Below are 12,452 nucleotides of genomic sequence, written 5' to 3'. Positions count from 1 at the left end.
AAAACGTTATCCTTTTACGGCTCCAGAGGTTAAGCCGCTGATCATTTGCCGCGAAGCAAATAGGTAGGCTGTTACCAGAGGAAGAATGGAAATTGTGGTGCCAAGCATGACGGCTCCCCAAGGTGTGTTGGGAATACCTTGTACGCTGCGTAATGCTTGAGTAATGACATAGTTTTCTGGCGAAGTGAGTACCACGAGTGGGTTCATAAAACTGTTCCAGAAAAACACAAATTGAACGATGGCTAATGTGGCAAGTGCAGGTTTCATAAGAGGAAGAACCACACTCCAGTACGTGCGAAATTCCCCAGCGCCGTCTAGCTTGGCTGCTTCGAGCAATTCTTTTGGGATAGAGGCAACCACATGTTGGCGCATCAAGAATATGCCAAACGGCGTTGTCGTAAAGGGTAGCCACACTGCCATGTGGTTATCGATAAGCCCTAAAAACTTCACGATCATGAAATAGGGTATCAGGCTCAAAACTGGCGGTATCATCATGGATCCAACCAACATGCCAAATAGGACGTTTTTTCCTCTGAATTGATACACCGCGAAGGCATACCCTCCCATCGAGCAAAACAAAAGCGAAATTGTGGTACCCAAAAAGGCCACGTAAATGGAGTTAAACATCGCTTGCCAAAAAGGCATGATTTCAAGCAATTTTGCGTAATTAATCGCGAGGCTATCACCAATGGCAAAGCTGATGCCTGAGCCGAATATTTCTGTTCGATCACGAGTTGAAAGCAGTGCAGACCAAATAAATGGAAATACAGTCATCAAGGCGGAGATGATTAACACACTTGCCAGAGCAACCAGTGTGACCTTAACGATGACTTCCGTCACGCGTGTGTTCTGAGGGGCGATAGAATGATTCATATTATTGTTCCCCTAATCCTTTCTTCCCGAAGAAGAAAAATTGAATGCAGGTGAAAAAGGCGATAAGCGCAAAGAGCAGCCATGAAATAGCGGAAGCCGTCCCCATCTCTAGCCATTCCCAGCCGACTTTGTATAAGTACATAGAGATGGTTAACGCAGATTGACCGGTTCCCCCTGTCCCCCTTGTCAATACGAATGGTTCTTCAAACAACTGTAGGTTACCTATGATGGTCATGGTGACAGCAAAGAAAACAAACGGTCGAATCATTGGAAGTGAGATACTCCAAAACCGACGAAACGCGTTGGCTCCATCCATTCTGGCGGCCTCTAAAATGTCTTTTGGAATGGTCATTAAGCCAGTGGTGTAGAGGACGATGTTAAAACCGGTGTATTTCCAAAATACCATGATTGCGATAGCGGGTTTTACCATGGTTGAATCGTCGAGCCACCGTATGGGTTGATAGTCATTTACCCAGCTAAATGCCCACCCAAATAGCGTGCTGTCGGATAGCATAATCAGCGTTTGGTTTATGATTCCGCTGTTAGGGGAATACATATTAAAGAAGATAAGAGACGCAGCGACAGTTGATGTAATGAACGGCAAAAAATAGGCCGATGTGAGCCAATGCCTAAGCCGATCGCTTAATGAAACCAAAATATAAGCGACAGGTATGGCGACTAGGTGCTGAGCTACGCCTGACGTGATGGCCAACCACAGGGTATTTTTAAGCGAACGCCACAGCCAAGGGTCGGTGAGTGCGATTTCGTAGTTTTCTACTCCCACATATTTCATTGCGGCTAACCCTTCAACAGGGTTCCACGCATGAAATGATAGGTAGACCGAGAACAGCAAGGGAAAGACACCGAAAACGGAAAAAATAATTATGAATGGCAACAAAAATCCATAAGGTGTTAGCGCATTCATCTGAAAGCGCTTTTCCTGTGTATTCGTTGGAATTTCGGTTGCTTTACTGTTTGCAGTATCCATATCCTGCTGGCTCCGTATTGCTTCAAATCCAAGTTACGTTTTTATTCCCAGTAACTTTTATTACAGGTTACGTGTTCTACGTTTTATTAGACGCTCCGCTTCTTTAAGCGCGGTTTTGATGTCTTTGCCTTCATCGAGGACTTCCATTAATGCATTTTCTAGAATGATGGCTCGGGCAATGTGATCGCCTTTACTCGGCTGTACGGGTTTTATATTTTTCGCCACATCTGCAAACAGTAATCGCGCTTTCTGCCCACCTAAGAATTCAACTTCTTGTTCGAACAAAGGATCGTCGTAGGTTGTTGTGTTGGCTGGGAACGCCGCGATAGTTTCAAAGTGCTTAAGTTGAACTGCACGGTTTGTTGTCATGTATTCAATCAGCTTCCACGCTTCATCTGGATGGTCTGATTGTTTTGGAATAGAGAGGAAAGACCCACCCCAGCTGCCATAAATACCATCAGGTAAGTGAGAAACGGCCCATTTCCCTTTGGTATCTGGGGCAATCCAATTGTTTAGGTGACCCAAAAGCCAAGCACCAGAAAGCTGAGTTGCAAATGTGCCGTTGCGAAAGCCTTCATACCATTCATTCGACCAAGCTAAGATTCGGGCGTCTAATCCGTTGTCTCGGATCTTTTTCGCTACTTCAAACGCATGGACAAAGCGTTGCGAAGTGACAACGGAATTGCCCTGTTTATCAAAATACAGGCCTTCACCTTCTGGGACTGTGGTGAAAATAATGGCTTGCGCGACATCTGCAGCTGACGCAATAAGCTGGACATTCTGTTGCTTTAATTTGACCCCTGCCGCGATGTAAGCATCCCAATCTTTAATGGCTTCTTTTACATCAATACCAGCTTTTTCAAAGATGTCGGTTCGGTAATACATCACGCCAGGCCCCAAATCGACGGGTATACCGTACATGTTCCCATCGCCTCCTTTGCCTTGCGCCCATGCATAAGGCGCAAATTGCGCTTGAAACTTATCCGCACCGTATTGTTTTGAGAGATTAACCAAGCCACCTGAGGCGACAAAAGGGCCAATTTTTTCAACATCGACAACGATCACGTCACCTGCGCCAGATCCGGTCGCTAGGTTCGTGGTGAGCTTGGTGTGGTGGTCACCGTGATTGTTCATCAGGTAATCAACGTTGATTCCAGACTCTTTCTTAAACTCCGGCAATATGACCTTTAAACTGCTGTCAAAATCGGGGAAACCATCAAATCGGATCTTGTTTTCTTCAGCATTCACGGTGGAAGCGACGCCTAATGCAAGCGCGCAATAGGCGGCAATTTGAAACACTTTCATATCATATCCTTATGGGTTTTATTGGGAGCAGGCAACAGAGTGCGTGGGCAGTATCAATAAACTCTGGCAGATATAGTGTGAACTTCGTCTCATCAGGCTAGAGGAGAGAAATAGGAAATTCAGGAAAATTGAAAGGCTGGGCAAATTCAATACATGTCATGAAACTGTTTCATGACATTAAAAAAAGCAGCAAATTGCGAATGGAACACGATATGTTTTTTTGTGATGTATATTACATTTTATTCCTGTTGTTTGAAATAATGAAAATACATTTCAAATTGTTAAAAATTGGGGTTTTAACTGATATAGAGAGTTTTTAAGGGGTTTTTAATCATTTTTTATTCATTTTGTGAATTATCATTCGAATTAATTCTTCATGAATAGTTGAGTTTATCTCCACTAAGAATGTTTACCTTGGGTTGTTTCTCGAGCGATCGAGTACTCAATGTGTGATTAGTGTCAAATATCAATGTAAATGATAATTGATATCATTATTGTTTGGGTGCACCATGCGCGACCTTTTATAAGTTCTCTCTATATTTCTAAGGTTGCTCATGCTTTGGCGTTCTTCACTGATTTTATTCACTAGTCTCACATGCTTTCATGTTCTGGCTCAGGATGAGTTCCAATGGCTCAGAGATGACAGCCGAAGCGATGCGAGCGTTAAGCAGTTTTTGGTTGAACAAAATACCAAAACCGACAAAACCTTATCAGACATAAAGCCGCTTAAGGACTTACTACTCGATAAGTGGCAACGCGATGATGTCGAAAAAGCCCCTCAACCTTGGTTGGTGATAAAAGGGGAGCAGTACAAACTTAGCGTTCAAGATGGTCGACAAGTTTTGCTGCGAAAAAATCGCTCAAACGCGATGGCTGAAGTTGTATTGGATATCAGTACGCGGCAAGAGAAACACGCTTATTACCGCCTTGCTAATTGGACGCTAAGCCACGACTTAAGCGCGATAGCTTTGGCGGAAGATGTTTCTGGGACAGGGCAGCATCAGATTTCGGTGATTGAACTTGAAACAGGATCAGAAACATGGGTTACCAGTGGTTCTGAATCCACATTGCTGTGGTCGAGAGACGATCGTTCTCTGTATGCAGTCGGCCAAGAAAACACAACTCAGCGCCCCTACCAATTGGTTCGATTTGATCTCAATTCAAAAAATAAGACAGCCGTATTTAGTGAAGCCGATCCTGCGTGGCTGGTGTCTGTCTATCCGGCCAGCGATGACAACTGGGCGATTGTTCAATCCAACAACGAATCCAGCGTAGAGCAGCTTCTTCTTAACCTAAATACTGGGGTATTGTCGAAAACCATTTTCCCTAGAAAGGATGGGCTGGAGTATTTTGCAGATATCGCCAACGAGCAGCTGTTTTTGAATTCCAACCATCAAGGCGAATTTGCTATTTGGCAAAAGCCACTTAAAGCCGATATTTCTAAATTTAGCCTTGCGTTCCAACCTACTGAAAATGAATCCATCGATAATTTTTATCTTTTCGAATCTGCGTTAGTGGTTTCGACGGTGGCTCATCAAAACCGCAAGCTAACGGCTGTAAGAGATGGAAAAACCGTGTGGCAGAACTCATTGAATGAGAATGGTGCTGTCACTTGGGTGAAGAGAAACGGTGACTATGGCAGTAATCGAATTCGTTTGCGCAGCATGTCATTGATTCAACCACCTAAATGGTCGGAATTGGATGTGAATACTGGGCAGGTTTCTGCTCTTTCTCAAGATGTCTATCCAAGCCACGATACCGAAAATTATGTCTCAAAGCAGGTTTGGGTTAAGCAAGACGGAGTGCGTGTTCCTGTCACCTTGGCTTATCGCAAAGACAAGCTAACCAAGCAATCACCGGTTATTTTGTATGGTTACGGTGCCTATGGTGTCGCCATGCGCCCTTACTTTATGCCTCAAATAGTTAGCTTGTTAAATCAAGGTGCAATTTACGCTATCGCGCATGTTCGCGGTGGCGGTTTCCTTGGAAATGACTGGCATGTATCAGGTCGTGGCATCAACAAGCAAAACGGTATCAATGACTTTCATATGGCATCTCAGTATCTAAAAAACTATGAAAGCGGCGATCGACCCATTCTCGCAATAGGAGGCAGTGCTGGCGGTACGTTAGTCGCAGCGGCGATCAATCAAAAGCCAGAACTGTATCAAGGCGTGGTATTACAAGTGCCATTTTTAGATGTTGTAAACAGCATGTCCGACAGTTCTATCCCATTGAGTGATCAACAGCATCTGGAATGGGGTAACCCAAGTGACGCCAAACAGCGGGAAGTGATGCTGAACTTCGACCCGTATCAAAACCTTAAAAAACAAAGCTACCCGCCTATTCTAGTTCGCGTGGGTTATCAAGATCGCCGAGTACCTTTTTGGGAAGGCGCTAAGTATGTCGCTCGCCTAAATATGCTGAGTACCGCAGACCACCCTTACTTGTTGCGCACCGATTTCGTCTCTGGTCATAGACCAGACCGCCGACACGCACTGAATTTTCAGGCGGAAGAGTACGCTTTTCTCCTTTCACTTGTTCAACACTCATCAGCGGAGTAATTGATGAAACTTTCTCCTTTATCTGTCGCAGTATCGGCTGCGTTGTTTTCTCATGTCTGCTTCGCTGAAAGCGGCACGATTTCTACTCAAAATGAACAGGAATTTGTCGAAACCGTGGTTGTTACGGCTAACAAAATCGACACTCCACCGTTTGAAGTGCCGGGATCCATCTCTGTGGTCGATCTGGACAAGGTGGAAAAGGAAGGGGCAACAGAACTCTATGATGCGCTGGACACCGAACCGGGCGTTTCCGTTACTGGCGGAGCGGGTCGACCTCAGAACATCGTGATCCGAGGGATGACAGGAAACCGAATTGCCATTGTGAAAGATGGTGTAAAAATGTCGGACGGATACGGTGCTCTGGATCTCAATGATGGCGCGGGTCGCGACACTTTTGATATCAACAGCCTCAAGCAAATCGAAGTGGTGAAAGGGGCGAGCTCTAACATTCACGGCTCCGGCGCTATTGGTGGGGTTGTGGTACTGGTTTCCAAGAAGCCAGAGGACTATTTGCAAGGTAAAGATTTCCATTCCGAGGTAGGCACCACCTACACCCAGATCAGTAACAAAACCAAAAGCTATGCTTTATCAGCATTTCGTTTTCAAGATACCGAAGCTTTAATTCGCGCCAGCTACTGGTTGGGTGAAGAGACCCGAAACTACAAGCAGGATCTCTATAATCGTGATATCGATGGCTACAATCTGGATGCGGTGGTTAACCACTATCTGCACGACGATTTTATTCTTAAAGCCAAAGCAAATTACTACCTTAACCGTGTTAATCGCGATGAAGGCACGCATATCGTTCAGCCGGATGGAAAATGGGACGTTAGCCACTACAACGACAAAGTTTTTACCCAGACGATCGGCGTTGAACTTGGGACACAACATACTGTTTCGAATGTATTTTACGATGAGTTGAATACCAAGGGCTATTTGCGCGATTCCACTTCGCAGCGCGATCGCAATTACTCGATATACCGTGATAACAGAGGCATCACCGAGTACCGCAATGAAGATGATCATCGTGAGTTTAATGACAGCGCGATGGGCATCAATCTGGATGCCAACAAACAAACTGACTTCGCCGATATGCAGCATCAGATCGTTTACGGTGTAGAAGTAGATCGTCGTTCGTACAACCGCCCGGTTAGCCGAAAGACATTCGACACAAATGGTTTGGACGAGCAAGATAAGTCGCCGTTTGCAGGAGTGGTTACTCACAGATTCAGTTCATACATCAAAGACCGAGCAACCCACGGCAACTGGATATTCGATCTTGGGGCGCGTTTTGATTTTCACCACCTCAAGCCTGAAGCAAAAAGCGAAATTGGTGGTTATGAAATCGGCAATACCTGCAGCTCAGAATGGTCACCAAGTTTGTCCGTCACCCACAAGTTCACGCCTTCTCTGAACGGTTATGTCAGCTACAACCATGGCTATCGTGCCCCGAGCTACGACAAGGTATACGGGTTTGTACCTCACCTGTTTAACCTACTTGACCCGTTTTACATTATTCCGAATTTAGAGTTGGAAAAAGAGACCAGCGATTCCTATGAACTTGGCGCTAAATATCAGGATGGTCAGTGGTCTTGGTCGACAGCGGTTTTCCACACCCAATACAAAAACTTCATCGATGTTAAGAGAATAGACCGGGATTCAAACGGTAATTCGCTGTACCAGTATGTAAACAAGAAAAATGTGTTTACACAGGGCATGGAATTCTCTGTGGCTTACCAGATTGATGAGCAATGGGCAGTGTCGACTAAAGCAGGCGTCGTCGATGGAAAAGATGGCGACGGTAATTACATTCGTTCTCTGACTCCATGGGAAGGCAATATTCAGCTTGACTACGAACAAAATGCGTTGAGCGGTTACCTTCGAATGAATTGGGCTGCAGAGATGACCAGAACCCCTGTCTGCAACAATCAACTGCAAGTGGAAGTGCCGTGTGACCAGACTCAGGCCTGGCAGTCACTGGATGCAGGTGCAAGCGTCGTGCTTTGGGATGACCTGACTTTGAGTGCTAACGTGATCAACCTGCTGGACAGTCAATTTACGCGTTATCAGGACATCGCTGGATTAGGTAAGCATCAGACCTCTTTCTCAACCGAACCTGGTCGGTATTTCACACTTAACGCGAAATACGAGTTCTAGGGAGGCATGATGAAAAAGTACCTGTTGCCGACCCTGCTTTGTGCCTCTATCTCATCTGCTATGGCAGGCGAGTGGGACTACCCGAGCGATGCAGCCACAGTGACCAGTGATGGTGAAGCCCTGAACTACGTGAGCCAGCGCTATGCTGATGTTGGTTCATTCCGGTTGCGTTACGTTACCGAAAGTAAGCTTGGCAAGCACTATAACTTCGATGTGCTGGTGGGTGGTGAATACAAACACCAGAGAGCGGTCGTTCTGAGTGTGGACAACGATCAGCGCGTTGCCCGAATTTTCAAAAGCTTAGAAGATACGGTGATTCGAAACGGGTTAGTTACCACTGCGGTTGAGCTAGAAAATCCGAGGCGTCTTGAGGCGCTAGAACCGCCAGAGCTGGCAACAGGTTCTATCAAGTCCGTGAAAGTCAATGTGTTTGACCCAGATCTTCGCACTATGGATAAGGTTCCGCAGCCCGACTCTTTGTGGAAAAACCTAGAAGATTACCCTCACTCGATTCGTTATGTGAGCAAGTCCGTATCTGTTCTTGAATCTGGTGGCAAGCTGTATCTGGCTAATGAGCGTTTGCGTCAGGTGGATGCGAAGGAGCTGCAACAGAAAAACGCGGACACCGGAGTTTGGGAAACCAGCCCGACCAGCTCGTTTCTGGCTCAGGAAGGTGTTGTTGAATTCGCTTCTGAAGCAGCGTTGAGTTCGGTGACGTATGACATGCCGGAATTTGCGCAGGTTATGGCGTTTTATCATCTTGATCATTCGCTTCAATACCTGTCTTCACTAGGTTCAGACCTGTTTTCTGAACCTGTACGCTTTGATGGAAGGGGACTGTCGCAAGATAACTCTGCGTATTATCTCGGTCCTAAAGCGACCATGTTCGGCATTACAGGCTCGCCGGACGCAATAGATGCCGACGTGGTTATCCATGAGTTAGGGCATGGCATCCACTATCAGATTGTGCCGGATTGGGGCTATGGTCATACCGGTGCTATCGGAGAAGGTTTTGGTGACTACTGGGCAGGATCTTACAGCTACCGCATTCAGTATGCTCAGGGTGAATCTTTTGAACTGGATACCTTCGCTAATTGGGATGGTGTGTTTGGTTTCAAGAAAAATACCCGAAGCCTGTGGAATCAGCGTGCTCGCTACTTTGAAGGCGACGAATACCGACCGCACGAGTACGTAGGTGGAGAACTGGGCGACGAGCTTTGGTCAACCCCTTTGTTCCAGTCGCTGAAGCAATCGGTCGCCAAATACGGGCAGGTCGCTTTCTCGGAGTTTGACACCATTGTGCTGCAATCCATGTATGGTTTAGGTCGTGGCATGAAAATGCACGATCTGGCAGAAAGCATGATTTTTGTTGCCAACAAACTGTATTCGGACAAGGAATACGCTCAGATCCTAAAAGCGAATTTTGATATTCACGGGCTGATTAAAGAGCCATTTCGTGTGTTCAATACGCCCAAATTTATCGATCCTGAGCACGGCATTGATCTGCAGATTCAGCGCACCTTATCACTAAGCAGCGTTGATGGTGTAGCCCGTACCGATTTGGCGAAAGAGGTCAGTTTTTCTGATGCCAGTTCAGCTCTCCAGAAGATTCATATTTCAGGTCTGGCAAATGGTGTCTGTGCGAAGCCTTTTGATTTGGCATTAGACATTCAATATCAGGTTACGAGCAACCAGTCTGTTCACCGCTGGCAGCATACAGAGCAGTTTGTTTACGGACAGCCGAACTTTGTCACACCAGTCACTTCAGTCAACGCATCCATTCCTGATGCGGACCAGAGCAATAACTTAGGCGTTAAGTCATTCAGTTATGACGTATACGCTCAAAAATCCATCTCAGACAACCTAGGCGTTTATTTCGAGTTGGAGCATGCAAAGCTTACCGACCTAGAGCTCAAGCTGACCAGCCCAGACAACGTTGTTATTCGAATTAAGCCGCATGAATACAGCAGCGGCAACACGTTCAAACGCTACTTTGCTGCGGGCAACTCTAAGGAATTAGATGCCCTGAAAGGAACCAGTATGTATGGCATCTGGAGACTGGAAATCACCGACTTTGCACATCAGGACACAGGCACTTTATTGAAATGGGGTGTCAGCGAACTGAGTGGATATCAATGTGAGAATACGACGACAGACAACAATAAAAAGCCGTCGACTACGCAATCTTCTAGTGGGGCATCTATTGCCTGGCTAAGTTTGCTCATTCTATTTACCGGAGCCTGGCTTCGGAACCGCAAGTACTACTAAGAGTTCATTATGAAAACAAAACTGACCCTGCTCTCGGCAGCTCTTCTGCTCGCCGGTTGTGGTGGTTCGGGCGGCGATTCTGCCAGCTCAACCAGCCTTCCGACTTATGACTTGTCTGGCAACATTACGACAGCCAATGTTCCGGCAAGCGCAAAAGTTTGTGTGGATGCTAACCAAAACTATCGATGTGACGCGTCCGAGGCGAGCACAACTGCACGTAATGGCGCTTTTACCATCACCAGTACCAGCCTGAGTATTTATGATTTTCCCATTTTGGCGGTGATGGACACAGGTGTGGCGCAAGCTTCCGCATTAAGCAGTGTTAACCCTGCCTCAGCAGGAAGCCAGACTGTTTTGGCTGCGCCGAATCGTCGATTGAAAAGCGACAACGTTATCAATGGCATCACGACGCTGATCTCGGGTGCAATGGATAACGGTTTGACGCTGTCTCAGGCCGTTTCTCAGGTAGAAACCGAAATTAAGCGTGCGAACATTACTCTTTCAGGTTCTTTGCTGAATAACCTGAACGCCAACGATCTAAGCGTACTTGAAGCGAATGTGGTAAAGCTCTCTCAAGCAGCAGGTGATAAAAACCGTTCAAGCGTTCTGGCATCCGCTGGGCTTTCGCTAGCAGACTACAAAGCGTTGACGGAAGCTAACGCATCGGCTGAAGATCTGGCTAAAGCAGTGACTGAACTGTCGAAAGCCAAATTCACTTTACAGCCATTGAATGATACAGGTTTGACTAAGTTCTTCTCGGATGCTTCTAACACAGAAAACCAGACAGAAAACCCGTCGGATTACCCAGGTCAGGATGCTATGTATGGTCTTGATGTCACGGATAAGCAAACTAACACTGGCAACGGCTTCAAATTCAAAAAGCTGGATGCTCAGGGTAACGAGCTGGCGGATGACGCAACTGAATGGTCATGTGTATCTGATGAACGCACCGGATTGATTTGGGAAGTTAAATCTAATGATACTTCCTCTATCCAGCATTTAGAACGCGTGTTTGCATTGGAAATCAAAGATCGATTCTCTTCATATGAAGGTGATGTACCTACAGCCACTTGCCAGACCGCTGGTGATGGTATTTGTACTACTCAACAGTATGTGGACGAGATAAACAAACAAAATATCTGTGGGTTGTCTAATTGGCGCTTGCCAACAGGTCACGAGCTTTACGATATTATTGACTTTGGTGAAACAGGAAAACTATCTGATGGTTCCGTCGCTGGCTTGTCTCTGAAGTACTTCCCTCACCAGACACTTGGTACAGAAGATGATTACCCCTATGTTAAGCAAGGCATTGTTTGGACCGATCACTTCCTACACGGTCTTTTCCATGCAGAAACGAAAGGACAACTCTATTTCTACGCGACATACTTGAATGGCACGGATTCTGCTGATTTTGACATGGATGCAGTGTCATTACAGCGTGGTCAATCTGCACAATATGAAATCTATACGGGAGACTTTGAAGATAAGACATCTGAATCTTGGGTGTTCCCAACTCGTTTAGTTGCAATGAAGGAGAGCAAGTAATGAAAAAGTTTATGTTAACCATGTTGATTACATTGACTTCGTCTGGTGCATTGGCCCAAACATGCTCTGTCGATATTACAAAATCAGCACCCAACTCTCGTTTCATCGCACAAGACAACGGCACGGTGAAAGACCTTAAGACAGGTCTGGTCTGGATGCGTTGTCCTCTTGGCAAAACATGGGATCGCACCCAAGCTACTTGTACTGGTGAAAGCCAGGGTACTCAATGGCAGACAGCATTGAAAGAAATTGAAGATATCAATTCGAAAGCTCTCCACAAGCTGCATAAATTTGCGGGCTATGACAGCTGGAGGTTACCAAACACTAAAGAGTTATTTTCTCTTATAGAGAAAGGTTGTATTAAACCAGCTCTGAACACTAAAGCATTTCCTAATTTTACGGTTTCGGCAGACCCATCTACAGCCTCAACTCTTTGGAGTTCGACTGCCGCAGGATCTGGTGACGTCATATTGGTAATGGATTCAGACTACGGTGAAATATTAACTCAGTTGCCTAATAAGACAGGTGGTAACTACGGTGCTTTGTTGGTTACAGACGGTAAGTAATCTCTAAATACTTCAGAACAATAAAAAGCCAGTCTTTGTTTCAAAGACTGACTTTTTTTTGTATAGAGAAAACCCCCAGCTAGGCTGGGGGTTCCGTAAAGCTTACAGCTATAAGTCAGTTATATAACCCCTTTCAATTTGATAAAAACGTCTTGTGGTCTGGCAACTGCAAGAGTTAATTAAGAATTG

The 12,452-nt window shown here is 45.8% G+C and carries 8 protein-coding genes; 5 read left to right on the top strand and 3 right to left on the bottom strand.

Features of this window, described 5'->3' with window-relative positions:
* Positions 1 to 6: 6 nt before the first annotated feature.
* From VPNCDNU1_RS14890 to VPNCDNU1_RS14880, 3 genes are read right to left on the bottom strand one after another with little or no spacing between them, the layout of a single operon-like run.
* Complete coding sequence (locus VPNCDNU1_RS14890) at positions 7 to 873, bottom strand: carbohydrate ABC transporter permease (protein WP_104401051.1); 867 nt, start codon at positions 871 to 873, stop codon at positions 7 to 9.
* A gap of 1 nt (position 874) precedes the next feature.
* Positions 875 to 1,861: a carbohydrate ABC transporter permease gene (locus VPNCDNU1_RS14885; RefSeq protein ID WP_101111632.1), complete on the bottom strand. Its 987-nt coding sequence runs from the start codon at positions 1,859 to 1,861 to the stop codon at positions 875 to 877.
* A 60-nt stretch (positions 1,862 to 1,921) separates the two neighbouring features.
* On the bottom strand, positions 1,922 to 3,166 hold the full coding sequence (locus tag VPNCDNU1_RS14880; RefSeq protein ID WP_104401050.1) for an extracellular solute-binding protein: 1,245 nt from the start codon (positions 3,164 to 3,166) through the stop codon (positions 1,922 to 1,924).
* Between the two features lie 554 nt (positions 3,167 to 3,720).
* On the opposite strand from VPNCDNU1_RS14880, the gene VPNCDNU1_RS14875 reads away from it, so the two are divergent.
* From VPNCDNU1_RS14875 to VPNCDNU1_RS14855, 5 genes are read left to right on the top strand one after another with little or no spacing between them, the layout of a single operon-like run.
* On the top strand, positions 3,721 to 5,727 hold the full coding sequence (locus VPNCDNU1_RS14875) for a prolyl oligopeptidase family serine peptidase (RefSeq protein WP_104401049.1): 2,007 nt from the start codon (positions 3,721 to 3,723) through the stop codon (positions 5,725 to 5,727).
* 3 nt (positions 5,728 to 5,730) lie between these two features.
* On the top strand, positions 5,731 to 7,884 hold the full coding sequence (locus tag VPNCDNU1_RS14870) for a TonB-dependent hemoglobin/transferrin/lactoferrin family receptor (RefSeq protein WP_104401048.1): 2,154 nt from the start codon (positions 5,731 to 5,733) through the stop codon (positions 7,882 to 7,884).
* Positions 7,885 to 7,893: 9 nt separating this feature from the next.
* Positions 7,894 to 10,152 carry a proprotein convertase P-domain-containing protein gene (locus VPNCDNU1_RS14865; protein WP_167404801.1) on the top strand — a complete coding sequence of 753 codons (2,259 nt, stop codon included), beginning with the start codon at positions 7,894 to 7,896 and terminating at the stop codon, positions 10,150 to 10,152.
* A 9-nt stretch (positions 10,153 to 10,161) separates the two neighbouring features.
* Positions 10,162 to 11,697 carry an Lcl domain-containing protein gene (locus VPNCDNU1_RS14860; protein ID WP_104401046.1) on the top strand — a complete coding sequence of 512 codons (1,536 nt, stop codon included), beginning with the start codon at positions 10,162 to 10,164 and terminating at the stop codon, positions 11,695 to 11,697.
* Entirely contained in the window at positions 11,697 to 12,263 is a 567-nt protein-coding gene (locus VPNCDNU1_RS14855; protein WP_104401045.1) for an Lcl C-terminal domain-containing protein, read from the top strand. Before VPNCDNU1_RS14860 ends, VPNCDNU1_RS14855 begins: the two co-directional genes overlap by 1 nt.
* Positions 12,264 to 12,452: the final 189 nt, after the last annotated feature.

This window comes from Vibrio penaeicida (genome assembly GCF_002933855.1).
GTDB lineage: Bacteria > Pseudomonadota > Gammaproteobacteria > Enterobacterales > Vibrionaceae > Vibrio > Vibrio penaeicida_A.
This window is presented reverse-complemented; position numbering and strand designations above follow the sequence as displayed.